The following is a 13,434-nucleotide window of genomic DNA, read 5'->3' on the forward strand; positions in this document are numbered from 1 at the left end:
TCGCTTCTCCTCTGCCGGATGCGGCCCCCAGCGACGGGAGCGGCCGACCACGGCGTTTCACGATTGAGTCGCAGCCCCGGAAGGGGCCACCGGGGGCGTATACGCGGGCCGGGCAGGAGGATCAAGGGGCGGGATCAAGACTCGCCCACTTCAGGGCTTTTCCGGACGGACCGATCAGGGTGCGTGGTCGTCAGCCATACCAGGCGCCGAACTGCACCTCTGTGGCGTCTCCGACCATTTCGGCGAACGCCTGCGGGTCCTGGGTGCCGCCGTCGCGTCCGCGGTAGTGGTAGGGATAGACATAGGTCGGCCCGAACTCCTTCACCGCCGAAGCCGCCTGTGCGGAATCCATCGTGAACGGCAGGTTCATGCAGACGAAGGCAAGGTCGATATCCTCGAGCGCGCGCATTTCGGGAATGTCCTCGGTGTCGCCCGAGACATAGGTGCGAAAGCCGTCGATCGTCAGGACATAGCCGTTGTCACGCCCCTGCGGATGGAAATTCGTGCGGCCCTCGGTGGTGTTGTAGGCCGGGATCGCGTCGATGGCGACACCGTTCCAGTCGGTCGCCTCGCCGTTGGCCAGTGTCTCGGCACCGGCGGCAAGCGCGGCGGGCAGCATCCCGTTGACCGCCGGGTTGGTGATCAGGTGCGTGCCAGCGGCCATCAGCGCCGCCAGCGTGTCGGCGTTGTAATGGTCCCCGTGTTCATGGGTGATCAGGATCAGGCCGGGTGCGGGAAGGTCGGCATAGAGCGACGCCTCGCCCACAGGGTCGACGTGGATCACGCCCGCCGGGGTCTCCATGACGAAGGACGCATGATTGACCGGGTGAATGACGATCTCGCCGCCATCGGTCTGGAACCTGTCGCCCGCGTGGGAGGCGGCATTCAGCCGGTAGGGCAGGATGGTGATCGCCCCGGCACCGGCGGCACCGGCAAGAAAGGCTCTGCGGGTGTGGGTCATGGCATTTCCTCCTCGTTTGAGGGGACAGGATAGCCGATGTGGGCGCCCCGCCCCTTCACGTTCCGGCGAGACCACCCGTTTTGCCCTCACCGAACCACGCCAGCGGCACGAAAAACGCCCCGGCGATTCCACCGGGGCGTCCTGATCTCTCACGCATGGCGGGCTGAAGCCCTAGCCGCGCTCTTCGATGATCTCGACCAGGTGCGGGATCTTCGCGACCATGCCGCGCACGGCCGGGGTATCCTCCAGCTCGCGGGTCTTGTGCATCTTGTTCAGGCCCAGCCCGATCAGCGTCTGGCGCTGGATTTGCGGGCGGCGGATCGGCGAGCCGATCTGTTTGACAACGATGGTTTTCGCCATGTTTCTCAGGCCTCCTCGGCAACTTGGCTCGACTCGGCCGGGGCCTCGTCACGCTGGGGCAGGATGTCGGCGACCTTCTTGCCGCGACGTTGCGCGACCGAGCGCGGCGAAGCCCCCTTGGTCAGCCCGTCCAGCGTCGCGCGGATCATGTTGTAGGGGTTCTGCGACCCGATCGACTTGGCGACCACGTCCTGAACGCCCAGCATCTCGAACACCGCACGCATCGGACCGCCGGCGATGATGCCGGTGCCCTGCGGCGCGGTGCGCATCACGACCTTGCCGGCGCCATGGCGGCCCGCAACGTCATGGTGCAGCGTGCGACCCTCGCGCAGCGGCACCCGGATCATCTGGCGCTTGGCCTGCTCGGTGGCCTTGCGGATGGCCTCGGGGACCTCCTTGGCCTTGCCCTTGCCAAAGCCGACACGGCCCTTCTGATCGCCCACGACGACCAGCGCCGCAAAGCCGAAGCGCTTGCCGCCCTTGACGGTCTTGGACACGCGGTTGATCGCAACCAGACGATCGGCGAATTCCGGCGTTTCGTCGCGGTCGCGACGGTTTCCCCGGCGGTTGTCACGTTCTGCCATGCGGCATTCCTTTCATCAAAGCGCGCTCAAGCGCCTGTTTTCTCAATCCTGGTGCCCCAGATCAATGCCGGGGCCCGGATCATCGGGAGGGCGCGAACCGCCCTCCTCAGTCTTGACTGGCTGCCGCACCGTCCGGCGCGGCACGGCCTCAGAACTTCAGGCCACCCTCGCGGGCGGCTTCGGCCAGGGCCTTGACCTTGCCGTGGAACAGAAAGCCGCCACGATCGAAATAGCACTCGTCGATCTTGGCCTTCTTGGCCCGTTCGGCCAGCGCGGCGCCCACCTTGGCGGCGGCTTCCACGTTGTTCTTGCCGACCACGCCGAGATCCTTCTCGAGCGAGGACGCCGCGGCGACGGTCACGCCGTTTACGTCGTCGATCAGCTGGGCGCTGATGTTCTTGGACGACCGATGCACCGAAAGCCGCAGCCGTCCGGCGTTCGCCCTGCGCAGTTTGTTCCGAACGCGCAGACGGCGCTTCAGAAACAGTTGTCGTTTGCTGTTTGCCATGTTCGCGTTCCTTACTTCTTCTTGCCTTCCTTGCGGAAGATATACTCGTCCTTGTACTTGATGCCCTTGCCCTTGTAGGGCTCCGGGGCACGCCATTCACGGATATTGGCCGCGACCTGGCCGACGAGCTGCTGATCGACGCCTTCGACGGTGACTTCGGTCGGCTTGGCCGACGTCACGGTCACCCCTTCGGGCACCTCGAAATTCACGTCATGCGAATAGCCGAGGTTGAGCTTGAGCACGTTGCCCTGCATCTGGGCGCGGTAGCCGACGCCCGAGATTTCCAGCTCTTTTTTGAAGCCATCGGTGACGCCGATGACGAGGTTCTGCACCATGGTGCGGCTCATGCCCCACTGCTGGCGCGCGCGCTTGGACTTGCCGCGCGGCTCGATGGTGATGGCGTCTTCGTCGACGGTGATGGTCACATCGTCGGTCGCGGTAAAGCTGCGGCTGCCTTTCGGCCCCTTCACCTCGATGGTCTGGCCCGACGTCGTGGCGCTGACGCCCGACGGAAGCTCGACCGGTCTTTTCCCAATACGAGACATGCGGACCTCCTCAGAATACCGTGCAAAGCACTTCGCCGCCAACATTGGCCGCGCGCGCATTTGCATCAGACATGACGCCTTTCGGCGTGGAGACAATCGAAACACCGAGGCCCTGGCGGACCTGCGGAATCTCACGGGCACCCATGTAGACGCGGCGGCCGGGGGTCGAAACCCGCTTGAGCTCGCGGATGACCGGGGCGCCATCGTAGTATTTCAGGCTGATTTCGAGCGTCGGGTGGCCGCGCTCGTCCGTGCCGTTCTCATAGCCGCGGATGTAGCCCTCGGACTGCAGCACGTCGAGCACCCAGGCGCGCAGCTTGGAGGCCGGCGTCGAGACGGTGGACTTGCCGCGCATCTGAGAGTTGCGGATGCGGGTGAGCATATCGCCGATAGGATCGTTCATAATCTGCTCTCCTTACCAGCTCGATTTCACGAGGCCGGGGATCTGGCCTTGCGAGCCGAGGTCGCGCAGCGCGATCCGGCTGACTTTCAGCTTGCGGTAGTAGGCGTGCGGACGCCCGGTCAGCTGACAGCGGTTGTGCAGGCGGGTGGCCGAGCTGTTGCGCGGCAGTTTCGCCAGTTTCAGCGACGCGCGGAACCGCTCTTCCATCGGGCGTTCCTGGTCGTTGATGATCTCTTTCAGCGCGGCGCGGCGGGCGGCATACTGGTCGACCAGTTTCTGACGCTTCACCTCGCGGGCAATCATGGATTTCTTAGCCATTGTTCAAATTCCTCCGAGGCTCAGCTGTTGAACGGCATGTTGAAGTGCTTCAACAGCGCCTTCGCTTCCGCGTCGGTCTGCGCCGTGGTCGTGATCACGATGTCCATGCCCCAGACCTCGTCGACCTTGTCGAAGTCGATTTCCGGGAACACGATGTGCTCTTTCAGGCCCATGGCATAGTTGCCGCGGCCGTCGAAGCTGGTGCCCGGAATGCCGCGGAAGTCGCGGACCCGCGGCATCGCCACGGTGATCAGGCGGTCGAGGAATTCATACATCCGGTCGCCACGCAGCGTCACCTTGGCGCCGAGCGGCATGTCTTCGCGGACGCGGAAACCGGCGATCGACTTCTTGGCCTTGGTGATCAGCGCCTTCTGACCGGCGATCTTGGTCAGGTCTTCCTGCGCCGACTTGGCCTTCTTCGAGTCCTTCACGGCCTCGGAACCGCAGCCGATGTTCAGCACGATCTTGTCGAGGCGCGGGATCATCATGTCGTTCTTGTAGGAAAACTCTTCCTTCAAGGCGGGCTTGATGGTGTCGCGGTACAGCGTCCTGAGACGCGGGGTATAGGTCGCAGCGTCGAGCATCAGATCACGTCCCCCGTGGTCTTGGCGAAACGCACCTTCTTGTCGCCTTCGATCTTGAAGCCGACGCGGGTCGCTTTGCCGTTCTTGTCCAGAAGCGCCAGGTTCGACAGGTCGATCGGCATCGCTTTCGGGATGCGGCCGCCCTGCGCGGTCTGGGACTGACGCTGGTGACGGATGGCGATGTTGATGCCGTCCACGATGGCCTTGCCGTCCTTGGGCATCACCTGGGTGATCTCACCCTGCTTGCCCTTGTCCTTGCCGGCCAGCACGACGACCTTGTCGCCCTTTTTCAGTTTCGCAGCCATCAGAGCACCTCCGGAGCCAGCGAGATGATCTTCATGAAGTTCTTGGCGCGAAGCTCGCGAACGACCGGGCCGAAGATACGTGTGCCGATCGGCTCGTTGTTGTTGTTGAGGATAACGGCGGCGTTCCGGTCGAAACGGATCGCGGTGCCGTCTTCGCGGCGGACTTCCTTGGCGGTGCGCACGACGACGGCCTTGCGCACGTCGCCCTTCTTCACGCGGCCGCGCGGGATGGCTTCCTTCACCGAGACGACAATGATGTCGCCGACGGAGGCGTATTTACGCTTGGAACCACCCAGAACCTTGATGCACTGAACCCGGCGGGCGCCGGAATTGTCAGCAACATCCAGATTGGTCTGCATCTGGATCATGTGGTTTCTCCTGACCTGTGGGGTAACGACCCCACGGTTTCGATCAAACCGGAAAGCGTGGCCTTAAGAGGCGATCACTTCCCAGCGCTTGGTTTTCGACTTGGGCGCGCATTCCTGGATGCGCACGGTGTCGCCGACCTTGAAGGTGTCGTTCTGGTCGTGGGCCCGGTATTTCTTGGATTTCCGGATAATCTTCTTGAGAACCGGGTGGCGGAAGCGGCGTTCCACCGACACGGTCACGGTCTGGGCGTTGGCGTCCGAGGTCACGGTGCCTTGCAGGATACGTTTGGGCATCTGTCTGGCCTCCCTTACTCGGTGCCGGCCGCAGCAGCGGCCTTTTCGTTCAGGATCGTCTTGACCCGGGCCGCGTCGCGGCGCACCTGGCGAACGCGGGCGGTGTTTTCCAGCGCGCCCGTGGCTTGCTGAAAACGCAGGTTGAAGCTCTCTTTCTTGAGGTCGGCCAGTTGCTCGCGCAACTGGTCCGGCGTCTTGTCACGCAGTTCCTTGGCGTTCATCGCCCTTGTCCTTTCAACATCACCGGGGCGCCCCTGAGGGTCACGCCGAATCCGGTGGAGTTCGTGTGAAGGCTGCGCAATACGCGCGATTCACCGCGATGGCAACCCTTTTCGGCCTCGCGATCGCGAACCGGGCGGATTCAGCCCCGATGTCGCCGCCGTTGATCGGGAAGCAGCCGGACCAGCCAGAGCAAAGCATAACACACGCCCGCCACGATTACCGCGAGGCCGAACAGGATCGGCACTAAGATCAGGCTCATGCCCTCCATCCCGGTCGGGCAGCAATCGCCGCTGATCCACAGGAACCAGACCAGCCAGACAACGGCCACGCCGAGGAGCGCGATCAACCCGAGCACGATCCCGCGCCCGCCCGCGAAGAACCCGACCACCAACGCCGGAAGGGGGACATAGGTCAGGACTTGCACGATCATCGGCAGAAAAGGAAGCTCGTGCATGGGTCGATCCGCCTGGCGTCGGGTGCTGGTCGGACCCAGTGACACAGATTCGGCGCGTCCCGGCAAGACGGCTTTCCCGGCGCCGCGCCGGTTGTCAGGTGGCACCTGAATGAGGCGCCCGGCCCTTTCAAAACCGCTTACACCAGCGCCCGCCTTGCGCTAAACCGCCGTCATGGCCGAGATCAAGAACCTCTTCGTGACCCCGCTCTACCGCGCCCGCCTGTCCGAGCACGGACCCGAAGTCGCTGCCGCCGAACTGGAGGCCGAATGCCTTGCCATCGCCGAGGACGACGAGGCGGGCCAGCGCTGGTCGGAGGAAAACGACTACCCCGGTTACACCTCTTATGCCTCGCTGGCCGATCTGCCGTGGCGCTCGCCGGTGTTCGCCGCGGTGAAAGAGGCGCTCGACGCCCATGTCGCGGCCTTTGCCGACGCGCTGGAATGGGATCTCGACGGGCGGGCGCTGGTGCTGGAAGACCTCTGGATCAACATCCTGCCCGAAGGCGGAACCCACGCCTCGCACATCCACCCGCATTCGGTGATCTCGGGCACCACCTACGTGGCCATGCCGGACGGTGCCTCGGCCCTCAAACTTGAAGACCCGCGCTCGGCCCGGATGATGGCGGCCCCGCCCCGCAAAAAGGACGCCCGCGAAGAGCTGCGGATGTTCGTCTATGTCGCGCCCGATGTGGGCGACGTGCTGCTGTGGGAAAGCTGGCTGCGCCACGAGGTGCCGATGAACATGTCCGAGGACGAGCGGATCAGCGTGAGTTTCAATTATCGGTGGGGGTGAGTCCCCCGGTTGATGTGCGCGCGGGCGATGCGACCACGACACCTCCCGGCCTTGGCGAACCGCTCAGGACCGCGCACCCCGTTCCACGGTAGACCAGCGCGTCAATCCAAAGGAAAACCCCCGGCGATCTCTCACCGGGGGTTCTCTATCTTCTAGCGGCGTGCGGCAGAGCCGCCGTCACCAATCTTCCCGAACCACCGTGCGGGTCTTGATCGGCAGCTTCATCGCGGCGAGGCGAAGCGCCTCGCGCGCTGTCACTTCGTCGACGCCGTCGATTTCGAACATCACCCGGCCGGGCTTGACCTTGGCGGCCCAGAAATCGACCGAGCCCTTGCCTTTACCCATCCGGACTTCCGTGGGCTTCGACGACACCGGGGTGTCGGGGAAGATGCGGATCCAAACCCGGCCCTGACGCTTCATGTGGCGCGTCATGGCCCGGCGGGCGGCTTCGATCTGGCGCGCCGTGACGCGCTCGGGCTCAATCGCTTTCAGGCCGTAGGTGCCGAAATTGAGGTCCGACCCACCCTTGGCCTGGCCGCGAATACGGCCCTTGTGCATCTTGCGGAATTTTGTGCGCTTCGGTTGCAGCATCGTGTTTTCTCCTTACCGGCGGCCGCCCATGGCGCCGCGCGGCGCCGGGCCTTCCTGGAGTTCCTGAAGCCGGCGATCGTGTGCCGAGGGATCGTGCTCCAGGATCTCGCCTTTGTAGATCCAGACCTTGATCCCGATGATGCCGTAGGCGGTCTTGGCCTCGGCCTGGGCATAGTCGATGTCGGCACGCAGCGTGTGCAGCGGCACCCGGCCCTCGCGGGTCCACTCGGTGCGCGCGATTTCGGCGCCGCCAAGGCGACCGGCCACGTTGATCCGAATACCCAGCGCACCCATGCGCATGGCGTTCTGGGCCGAACGCTTGATCGCGCGGCGGAACGCAACCCGGCGCTCCAACTGCTGCGCGATCGACTCGGCGACCAGTTGCGCGTCAAGCTCGGGCTTGCGCACCTCGACGATGTTGAGGTGCAGCTCGCTGTCGGTCATCTTGGCAATCTTGCGGCGCAGCGTCTCGATGTCCGCGCCTTTCTTGCCGATGATGACGCCCGGACGCGCGGTGTGGATCGTGACCCGGCATTTCTTGTGCGGGCGCTCGATGATCACGCGGCTGACGCCGGCCTGCTTGCACTCTTCCTTGATGAAGTCGCGGATTTTCAGGTCTTCCAGCAGAAGATCGCCGTAGTCCTTCGTGTCCGCATACCAGCGGCTGTCCCAGGTGCGGTTGACCTGAAGGCGCATGCCGATCGGATTGACTTTGTTACCCATCAGGCTTGCTCCTCATTCTGACGCACCAGGATGGTGAGTTCCGAGAACGGCTTGATAATCTTGCCATAGCGGCCGCGCGCCCGCGGGCGCCCGCGCTTCATGGTCAGGTTCTTGCCCACATAGGCCTCGGCCACGATCAGCTCGTCGACATCGAGGTTGTGGTTGTTCTCGGCATTGGCGATGGCCGACTGAAGGCATTTCTTCACGTCGCCCGCGATCCGCTTCTTCGAGAAGGTCAGGTCGTTCAGAGCCTTGTCGACCTTCTTGCCGCGGATCATCGCCGCCACCAGGTTGAGTTTCTGCGGCGAGGTGCGAAGCATGCGGGTTTTCGCCATTGCTTCGTTCTCGGCCACGCGGCGGGGGTTTTTCGTCTTGCCCATGGCTTACTTCCGCTTCGCTTTCTTGTCGGCAGCGTGACCGTAGTAGGTCCGCGTCGGCGAATACTCACCGAACTTCTGGCCGATCATTTCCTCGGTCACATTCACCGGAATGTGCTTGCGGCCGTTGTAGACGCCAAACGTCAGGCCCACGAACTGGGGCAGGATCGTCGAGCGGCGCGACCAGATCTTGATGACTTCGTTGCGTCCCGATTCACGGGACTTCTCGGCCTTCTTGAGGACATAGGAGTCGACAAAAGGCCCCTTCCAGACAGAACGTGCCATATTCTAGCGACCCTTCTTCTTGGCGTGACGCGAGCGGATGATGAGCTTGGACGACGCCTTGTTCTTGTTGCGGGTCCGCGCGCCCTTGGTCGGCTTGCCCCAGGGCGTCACCGGGTGACGGCCACCGGAGGTCCGGCCCTCGCCACCGCCGTGCGGGTGGTCGATCGGGTTCATCACGACACCGCGGACCGACGGACGCTTGCCATAGTGGCGGTTGCGCCCGGCCTTGCCGAGGTTCTGGTTCGAGTTGTCCGGGTTCGACACCGCGCCAACGGTCGCCATGCACTCCTGGCGCACCAGGCGGAACTCGCCCGAGGACAGCCGGATCTGGGCATAGCCGCCGTCACGACCGACGAACTGCGCGTAGGTGCCGGCGGCGCGGGCGATCTGGCCACCCTTGCCGGGCTTGAGCTCGACGTTGTGCACGATGGTGCCGATCGGCAGGCCGGTGAACGGCATCGCGTTGCCCGGCTTGATGTCGGCCTTGGCCGAGGCGACGATCTGGTCGCCGACCGCCAGGCGCTGCGGCGCCAGCACGTAGGCCTGTTCGCCGTCATCGTACTTGACCAGCGCGATGAAGGCGGTGCGGTTGGGATCGTATTCGATCCGCTCCACGGTCGCCGGAACGTCGAACTTGTTCCGCTTGAAATCGACGATGCGGTAGAGGCGTTTCGCGCCACCGCCACGACGACGCATCGTGATCCGTCCGGTGTTGTTCCGGCCGCCCTTCTTGGTCAGACCCTCGGTGAGGCTCTTGACGGGACGTCCTTTCCAAAGCTCCGAACGGTCGATCAGCACCAGCCCACGCTGGCCCGGCGTCGTCGGCTTATACGACTTGAGTGCCATGCTTTCTGTCTTCCGTTGCTTTGCGGCGGGTTGCCCCGCCTGTCTGTTAGTAGCCCCCTCGGGGGCCGGGTATAGGCCCCCGAAGGTGCCCGAATTCCAAAGACGACAGGCCCCGGAACGAATCTGGGGCCACGCGACCTGCGCCGTATAACGGGGGGTGTGGGTGGTTGCAAGGGCGGAGGAGGGTGATACGCCGCCGGAGCCGGTGTTTCGTGCCCGGGCGCGCCCGTCAGGCTCTGAGGATCTTCTCCATCGCCTTGCCTTTCGCCAACTCGTCCACCAGCTTGTCGAGGTATCGTATCTCGCGCATGGTCGTCTCTTCGATCTCCTCGACCCGCACACCGCAGACGACGCCGGTGATCTCCTGCCGGGCCGGGTTCATGCTCGGCGCTTCGGCCAGGAAGGTCTCGTAGTCCACCCCGGCCGCGATCTGCGCGTCCAGCCCATGCTGGTCGTAGCCGGTCAGCCAGCGGATGATCTCGTCAACCTCGGCCTTCGTCCTGCCTTTCTTCTCGGCCTTGGCGACCAGCAGCGGATACACCTTGGCAAAGCTCATCTTGTAGATGCGATGACCGGTCATCGTTCCCCACCTTTCAGCACCACAGCCTACGAACAATGCGTCAAACCGGCAATTCCAAACGAAAAGCCCCCCGCAAACGCGAGGGGCTTTCCAAATCTCATCAGCCTTCGGTCGCTCAGAGACCGGTGGTCACGTCGATCATGTTGCCCTCTTCGAGGGTCACATAGGCCTTTTTCACGTCCTTGCGGCGGCCGAGCTGGCCACGGAACCGCTTGACCTTGCCCTTGGTGATCGTGGTGTTCACGGCCTTTACCTTGACGCCGAACAGCGTTTCGACCGCCTCCTTGATCAGGGGCTTGTTCGCGTCCGGGGCAACCTCGAACACCACCGCGCCGGCTTCCGACGCCATGGTCGCCTTCTCGGTGATGATCGGCTTGCGGATCACGTCGTAGAGTTTCGCCTTGTCGGTCATTTCAGTCGGGCCTCCAGAGCTTCGACGCCGGCCTTGGTGATCACCAGCGTGTCACGGCGCAGGATGTCATAGACGTTGGCGCCGATCGACGGCAGCACGTCCAGACCTTCGATGTTGCGCGCGGCCTGGGCGAATTTCTCGTTCACCTCGGCCCCGTCGATCACCAGGGCGCGTTTCCAGCCCAGGTTCTTGACCAGCTTGGCCAGCGCGGCGGTCTTGCCGTCGCCATCCGCGGTATCGAGGATCACCAGCGCGCCCTCTTTGGCCTTGGCCGACAGCGCGTGGCGCAGGCCCAGCTTGCGGAACTTCTTGGTCAGGTCGTGGGCGTGCGAACGCGGGGTCGGACCCTTGTAGACGCCACCGCCGCGAAAGATCGGCGCCGAGCGGGCGCCGTGGCGTGCGCCGCCGGTGCCTTTCTGGCGATAGATCTTCTTGGTGGAGTATTTCACTTCCGAACGGGTCTTGACCTTGTGGGTGCCGGCCTGGGCCGCGGCCCGCTGCCAGCGCACCACCCGGTGCAGGATGTCGGCGCGCGGCTCAAGACCGAACAGCGCCTCGTCCAGATCGACCGAGCCGGCTTTCTTGCCGTCCAGTTTGATCACGTCGAGTTTCATTCTTCAGCGCCTCCTTCGGGGGCCTCGAGCGGGGCTGCTTCTGCCGCAGCCGCCACAGCCGACTTGAGCGCCGCCGGGAACGGCACGTTCTCGGGCAGCTTCTTCTTGACGGCATCCTTGACCGTCACCCAGCCGCCTTTCGAGCCGGGCACGGCGCCCTTGATGAACACCAGCCCGCGACCGGCATCGGTGCGCACCACCTCGAGGTTCTGGGTGGTGACGCGCGCGGCGCCCATGTGGCCGGCCATCTTCTTGCCCTTGAACACGCGGCCCGGGTCCTGACACTGGCCGGTCGAGCCGTGCGAGCGGTGGCTGATCGACACGCCGTGCGAGGCGCGCAGGCCGCCGAAGTTGTGCCGCTTCATGGCACCGGCGAAGCCCTTGCCGATCGAGGTGCCCGACACGTCGACCTTCTGGCCTTCCACGAAGTGCTCCGCCGACAGTTCTTCGCCCACGGCGATGAGGTTGTCGGGGCTCACGCGGAATTCCGCGATCTTGCGTTTGGGTTCGACACTTGCGGCGGCGAAGTGGCCGCGCATGGCCTTGGAAACCCGCTTGGCCTTGGCCGTTCCGGCGCCGAGCTGGACAGCGGTATAGCCATCCTTGTCAGCGGTCCGCTGGGCCACGACCTGCAGGTTGTCGAGTTGAAGAACGGTGACGGGAATCTGCCGACCATCCTCCATGAAAAGCCGGGTCATGCCGACTTTCTTGGCGAGAATACCAGAGCGCATCAGACTGCCCCCTTACACCGAGATTTGGACGTCGACGCCGGCAGCCAGGTCGAGCTTCATCAGCGCGTCCACGGTCTGCGGAGTCGGGTCGACAATATCCAAGAGCCGCTTGTGGGTGCGGATCTCGAACTGGTCGCGGGATTTCTTGTCGACGTGCGGTCCACGCAGAACGGTGAACTTTTCGATCTTGTTCGGCAGCGGGATCGGACCACGCACGGTGGCTCCGGTGCGCTTGGCCGTGGACACGATTTCCTGGGTGCTGGCGTCCAGCACGCGGTAATCGAAGGCCTTGAGCCGAATGCGAATGTTTTGGCCTTGCATTTGTAAATGCCTTTCGCGGCGTTGGAGTTGATAGGAGGACCGCCGGCTCGCCCGGCGGCCCTCGTCGAACCCAGAGGGTTTACGCGAGGATTTTCGACACGACGCCCGAGCCGACGGTGCGGCCGCCTTCGCGGATGGCGAAGCGCAGGCCCTCTTCCATCGCGATCGGCGCGATCAGTTCGGCCTCGAACTTCAGGTTGTCGCCCGGCATCACCATCTCGGTGCCCGACGGCAGCGTCACCGTCCCGGTCACGTCCGTGGTGCGGAAGTAGAACTGCGGGCGGTAGTTGGCGAAGAACGGCGTGTGACGCCCGCCCTCTTCCTTGGTCAGGATGTAGACCTCGCACTCGAACTTGGTGTGCGGCGTCACCGAACCCGGCTTGCACAGCACCTGGCCACGCTCCACCGCGTCGCGGTCGATGCCGCGCAAGAGCACGCCCACGTTGTCGCCGGCCTCGCCGCGGTCAAGCAGCTTGCGGAACATCTCGACGCCCGTGCAGGTCGTCTTCTTGGTGTCCTTGATGCCGACGATCTCGATCTCGTCGCCCACGTTGATCACGCCACGCTCGATCCGCCCGGTCACAACCGTGCCCCGGCCCGAGATCGAGAACACGTCCTCGATCGGCATCAGGAACGGCTGATCGACAGCGCGCGCCGGCGTCGGGATGTATTCGTCCACCGCCGCCAGAAGCTCGCGGATCTTGTTCTCGCCGATCTCCGGGTCACGCCCCTCGAGCGCGGCCAGGGCCGAGCCCGCGATGATCGGGATGTCGTCGCCCGGATACTCGTATTCCGACAGCAGCTCGCGCACTTCCATCTCGACCAGCTCGAGCAGTTCGGCGTCGTCCACCTGGTCAACCTTGTTCAGGAACACCACCATGTAGGGAATGCCCACCTGGCGGCCCAAGAGGATGTGCTCGCGCGTCTGCGGCATCGGGCCGTCGGCCGCGTTCACCACCAGGATCGCGCCGTCCATCTGCGCCGCACCCGTGATCATGTTCTTGACGTAGTCGGCGTGGCCCGGGCAGTCGACGTGCGCATAGTGCCGCGCGTCGGTCTCGTATTCCACGTGCGCCGTCGAGATCGTGATCCCCCGCGCCTTCTCCTCCGGCGCCGCGTCGATCGCGTCATAGGCCTTGAAATCGCCGAAATACTTGGTGATCGCAGCCGTCAACGTCGTCTTGCCGTGGTCAACGTGACCGATCGTCCCGATGTTCACGTGCGGTTTGGAGCGTTCAAACTTTTCCTTAGCCAT

Annotated in this window: 25 protein-coding genes; 1 reads left to right on the forward strand and 24 read right to left on the reverse strand. The window is 64.2% G+C overall.

Features of this window, described 5'->3' with window-relative positions; genetic code table 11:
• Window positions 1-190: 190 nt before the first annotated feature.
• The 13 genes from FVF75_RS13940 to FVF75_RS14000 all read right to left on the reverse strand — a co-directional run bounded on the left by FVF75_RS13940 (window position 191) and on the right by FVF75_RS14000 (window position 5,906).
• On the reverse strand, window positions 191-961 hold the full coding sequence (locus FVF75_RS13940) for an MBL fold metallo-hydrolase (protein WP_148379022.1): 771 nt from the start codon (window positions 959-961) through the stop codon (window positions 191-193).
• Window positions 962-1,132: 171 nt separating this feature from the next.
• Window positions 1,133-1,321 carry a 50S ribosomal protein L30 gene (rpmD, locus tag FVF75_RS13945; protein ID WP_148379024.1) on the reverse strand — a complete coding sequence of 63 codons (189 nt, stop codon included), beginning with the start codon at window positions 1,319-1,321 and terminating at the stop codon, window positions 1,133-1,135.
• Window positions 1,322-1,326: 5 nt separating this feature from the next.
• Window positions 1,327-1,905: a 30S ribosomal protein S5 gene (gene rpsE, locus FVF75_RS13950; protein WP_148379025.1), complete on the reverse strand. Its 579-nt coding sequence runs from the start codon at window positions 1,903-1,905 to the stop codon at window positions 1,327-1,329.
• Window positions 1,906-2,053: 148 nt separating this feature from the next.
• Complete coding sequence (rplR, locus tag FVF75_RS13955; RefSeq protein WP_148379027.1) at window positions 2,054-2,413, reverse strand: 50S ribosomal protein L18; 360 nt, start codon at window positions 2,411-2,413, stop codon at window positions 2,054-2,056.
• A gap of 11 nt (window positions 2,414-2,424) precedes the next feature.
• Entirely contained in the window at window positions 2,425-2,958 is a 534-nt protein-coding gene (gene rplF / locus FVF75_RS13960; protein WP_148379029.1) for a 50S ribosomal protein L6, read from the reverse strand.
• Between the two features lie 10 nt (window positions 2,959-2,968).
• Window positions 2,969-3,361: a 30S ribosomal protein S8 gene (gene rpsH, locus FVF75_RS13965; protein ID WP_148379031.1), complete on the reverse strand. Its 393-nt coding sequence runs from the start codon at window positions 3,359-3,361 to the stop codon at window positions 2,969-2,971.
• A gap of 12 nt (window positions 3,362-3,373) precedes the next feature.
• Complete coding sequence (gene rpsN, locus FVF75_RS13970; protein ID WP_148379033.1) at window positions 3,374-3,679, reverse strand: 30S ribosomal protein S14; 306 nt, start codon at window positions 3,677-3,679, stop codon at window positions 3,374-3,376.
• A 20-nt stretch (window positions 3,680-3,699) separates the two neighbouring features.
• Window positions 3,700-4,263 (reverse strand): 50S ribosomal protein L5, encoded by a 564-nt coding sequence (gene rplE, locus FVF75_RS13975; RefSeq protein WP_148379035.1) that lies wholly within the window; start codon window positions 4,261-4,263, stop codon window positions 3,700-3,702.
• On the reverse strand, window positions 4,263-4,568 hold the full coding sequence (rplX, locus tag FVF75_RS13980) for a 50S ribosomal protein L24 (protein WP_148379037.1): 306 nt from the start codon (window positions 4,566-4,568) through the stop codon (window positions 4,263-4,265). The genes rplE and rplX overlap by 1 nt, the downstream gene beginning before the upstream one ends.
• Window positions 4,568-4,936: a 50S ribosomal protein L14 gene (rplN, locus tag FVF75_RS13985; protein WP_011567679.1), complete on the reverse strand. Its 369-nt coding sequence runs from the start codon at window positions 4,934-4,936 to the stop codon at window positions 4,568-4,570. The genes rplX and rplN overlap by 1 nt, the downstream gene beginning before the upstream one ends.
• Before the next feature lie 63 nt (window positions 4,937-4,999).
• Complete coding sequence (gene rpsQ, locus FVF75_RS13990) at window positions 5,000-5,230, reverse strand: 30S ribosomal protein S17 (protein ID WP_148379039.1); 231 nt, start codon at window positions 5,228-5,230, stop codon at window positions 5,000-5,002.
• A 14-nt stretch (window positions 5,231-5,244) separates the two neighbouring features.
• On the reverse strand, window positions 5,245-5,451 hold the full coding sequence (rpmC, locus tag FVF75_RS13995) for a 50S ribosomal protein L29 (protein WP_148379041.1): 207 nt from the start codon (window positions 5,449-5,451) through the stop codon (window positions 5,245-5,247).
• Window positions 5,452-5,591: 140 nt separating this feature from the next.
• Window positions 5,592-5,906, reverse strand: a complete 315-nt coding sequence (locus FVF75_RS14000) for a hypothetical protein (RefSeq protein WP_148379044.1) — start codon at window positions 5,904-5,906, stop codon at window positions 5,592-5,594.
• A 172-nt stretch (window positions 5,907-6,078) separates the two neighbouring features.
• Between FVF75_RS14000 and FVF75_RS14005 the strand changes: the two genes are divergently transcribed.
• Complete coding sequence (locus tag FVF75_RS14005; protein ID WP_148379046.1) at window positions 6,079-6,699, forward strand: TIGR02466 family protein; 621 nt, start codon at window positions 6,079-6,081, stop codon at window positions 6,697-6,699.
• A gap of 177 nt (window positions 6,700-6,876) precedes the next feature.
• Here FVF75_RS14005 and rplP read toward each other — a convergent pair whose 3' ends face one another.
• From rplP to tuf, 11 genes are all read right to left on the reverse strand, one after another.
• On the reverse strand, window positions 6,877-7,290 hold the full coding sequence (gene rplP, locus FVF75_RS14010; RefSeq protein WP_148379048.1) for a 50S ribosomal protein L16: 414 nt from the start codon (window positions 7,288-7,290) through the stop codon (window positions 6,877-6,879).
• A gap of 12 nt (window positions 7,291-7,302) precedes the next feature.
• The gene (gene rpsC, locus FVF75_RS14015; RefSeq protein ID WP_148379050.1) at window positions 7,303-8,013 is read right to left on the reverse strand and encodes a 30S ribosomal protein S3; all 711 of its coding nucleotides are present in this window, start codon (window positions 8,011-8,013) and stop codon (window positions 7,303-7,305) included.
• On the reverse strand, window positions 8,013-8,393 hold the full coding sequence (gene rplV / locus FVF75_RS14020; protein ID WP_148379052.1) for a 50S ribosomal protein L22: 381 nt from the start codon (window positions 8,391-8,393) through the stop codon (window positions 8,013-8,015). The genes rpsC and rplV overlap by 1 nt, the downstream gene beginning before the upstream one ends.
• Window positions 8,394-8,396: 3 nt before the next feature.
• Window positions 8,397-8,675 (reverse strand): 30S ribosomal protein S19, encoded by a 279-nt coding sequence (rpsS, locus tag FVF75_RS14025; RefSeq protein ID WP_148379054.1) that lies wholly within the window; start codon window positions 8,673-8,675, stop codon window positions 8,397-8,399.
• Window positions 8,676-8,678: 3 nt separating this feature from the next.
• Entirely contained in the window at window positions 8,679-9,521 is an 843-nt protein-coding gene (gene rplB, locus FVF75_RS14030) for a 50S ribosomal protein L2 (RefSeq protein ID WP_148379056.1), read from the reverse strand.
• A gap of 229 nt (window positions 9,522-9,750) precedes the next feature.
• Window positions 9,751-10,101 carry a DUF2200 domain-containing protein gene (locus FVF75_RS14035; RefSeq protein ID WP_148379058.1) on the reverse strand — a complete coding sequence of 117 codons (351 nt, stop codon included), beginning with the start codon at window positions 10,099-10,101 and terminating at the stop codon, window positions 9,751-9,753.
• A gap of 115 nt (window positions 10,102-10,216) precedes the next feature.
• Complete coding sequence (locus FVF75_RS14040; protein ID WP_148379060.1) at window positions 10,217-10,513, reverse strand: 50S ribosomal protein L23; 297 nt, start codon at window positions 10,511-10,513, stop codon at window positions 10,217-10,219.
• The gene (rplD, locus tag FVF75_RS14045) at window positions 10,510-11,127 is read right to left on the reverse strand and encodes a 50S ribosomal protein L4 (protein ID WP_148379062.1); all 618 of its coding nucleotides are present in this window, start codon (window positions 11,125-11,127) and stop codon (window positions 10,510-10,512) included. Before rplD ends, FVF75_RS14040 begins: the two co-directional genes overlap by 4 nt.
• Window positions 11,124-11,858, reverse strand: coding sequence for a 50S ribosomal protein L3 (rplC, locus tag FVF75_RS14050; RefSeq protein WP_148379064.1), 735 nt, complete (start codon window positions 11,856-11,858; stop codon window positions 11,124-11,126). The genes rplD and rplC overlap by 4 nt, the downstream gene beginning before the upstream one ends.
• 12 nt (window positions 11,859-11,870) lie before the next feature.
• Window positions 11,871-12,179, reverse strand: a complete 309-nt coding sequence (gene rpsJ / locus FVF75_RS14055; RefSeq protein ID WP_148379066.1) for a 30S ribosomal protein S10 — start codon at window positions 12,177-12,179, stop codon at window positions 11,871-11,873.
• A gap of 79 nt (window positions 12,180-12,258) precedes the next feature.
• Window positions 12,259-13,434: elongation factor Tu (gene tuf, locus FVF75_RS14060; RefSeq protein ID WP_148379067.1), on the reverse strand; the 1,176-nt coding region annotated here is incomplete at its 5' end.

Origin of the sequence: Maritimibacter fusiformis, from assembly GCF_008086115.1 — a bacterium.
Taxonomy (GTDB): domain Bacteria; phylum Pseudomonadota; class Alphaproteobacteria; order Rhodobacterales; family Rhodobacteraceae; genus Muriiphilus; species Muriiphilus fusiformis.

Bases quoted from the DNA above. Each gene is read 5' to 3' on its own strand.
- FVF75_RS14005 (WP_148379046.1), top strand. From the start codon at position 6,079: ATGGCCGAGATCAAGAACCTCTTCGTGACCCCGCTCTACCGCGCCCGC.
- rplV (WP_148379052.1), bottom strand. From the start codon at position 8,393: ATGGGCAAGACGAAAAACCCCCGCCGCGTGGCCGAGAACGAAGCAATG.
- FVF75_RS14000 (WP_148379044.1), bottom strand. From the start codon at position 5,906: ATGCACGAGCTTCCTTTTCTGCCGATGATCGTGCAAGTCCTGACCTAT.
- rpsS (WP_148379054.1), bottom strand. From the start codon at position 8,675: ATGGCACGTTCTGTCTGGAAGGGGCCTTTTGTCGACTCCTATGTCCTC.
- rplF (WP_148379029.1), bottom strand. From the start codon at position 2,958: ATGTCTCGTATTGGGAAAAGACCGGTCGAGCTTCCGTCGGGCGTCAGC.
- rpsH (WP_148379031.1), bottom strand. From the start codon at position 3,361: ATGAACGATCCTATCGGCGATATGCTCACCCGCATCCGCAACTCTCAG.
- rplR (WP_148379027.1), bottom strand. From the start codon at position 2,413: ATGGCAAACAGCAAACGACAACTGTTTCTGAAGCGCCGTCTGCGCGTT.
- rplP (WP_148379048.1), bottom strand. From the start codon at position 7,290: ATGCTGCAACCGAAGCGCACAAAATTCCGCAAGATGCACAAGGGCCGT.
- FVF75_RS14040 (WP_148379060.1), bottom strand. From the start codon at position 10,513: ATGACCGACAAGGCGAAACTCTACGACGTGATCCGCAAGCCGATCATC.
- rpsQ (WP_148379039.1), bottom strand. From the start codon at position 5,230: ATGCCCAAACGTATCCTGCAAGGCACCGTGACCTCGGACGCCAACGCC.
- rpsC (WP_148379050.1), bottom strand. From the start codon at position 8,013: ATGGGTAACAAAGTCAATCCGATCGGCATGCGCCTTCAGGTCAACCGC.
- FVF75_RS13940 (WP_148379022.1), bottom strand. From the start codon at position 961: ATGACCCACACCCGCAGAGCCTTTCTTGCCGGTGCCGCCGGTGCCGGG.
- rplB (WP_148379056.1), bottom strand. From the start codon at position 9,521: ATGGCACTCAAGTCGTATAAGCCGACGACGCCGGGCCAGCGTGGGCTG.
- rplX (WP_148379037.1), bottom strand. From the start codon at position 4,568: ATGGCTGCGAAACTGAAAAAGGGCGACAAGGTCGTCGTGCTGGCCGGC.
- rpsN (WP_148379033.1), bottom strand. From the start codon at position 3,679: ATGGCTAAGAAATCCATGATTGCCCGCGAGGTGAAGCGTCAGAAACTG.
- rpsE (WP_148379025.1), bottom strand. From the start codon at position 1,905: ATGGCAGAACGTGACAACCGCCGGGGAAACCGTCGCGACCGCGACGAA.
- rplE (WP_148379035.1), bottom strand. From the start codon at position 4,263: ATGCTCGACGCTGCGACCTATACCCCGCGTCTCAGGACGCTGTACCGC.
- rpmC (WP_148379041.1), bottom strand. From the start codon at position 5,451: ATGAACGCCAAGGAACTGCGTGACAAGACGCCGGACCAGTTGCGCGAG.
- rplC (WP_148379064.1), bottom strand. From the start codon at position 11,858: ATGCGCTCTGGTATTCTCGCCAAGAAAGTCGGCATGACCCGGCTTTTC.
- rpsJ (WP_148379066.1), bottom strand. From the start codon at position 12,179: ATGCAAGGCCAAAACATTCGCATTCGGCTCAAGGCCTTCGATTACCGC.
- rplN (WP_011567679.1), bottom strand. From the start codon at position 4,936: ATGATCCAGATGCAGACCAATCTGGATGTTGCTGACAATTCCGGCGCC.
- FVF75_RS14035 (WP_148379058.1), bottom strand. From the start codon at position 10,101: ATGACCGGTCATCGCATCTACAAGATGAGCTTTGCCAAGGTGTATCCG.
- rpmD (WP_148379024.1), bottom strand. From the start codon at position 1,321: ATGGCGAAAACCATCGTTGTCAAACAGATCGGCTCGCCGATCCGCCGC.
- rplD (WP_148379062.1), bottom strand. From the start codon at position 11,127: ATGAAACTCGACGTGATCAAACTGGACGGCAAGAAAGCCGGCTCGGTC.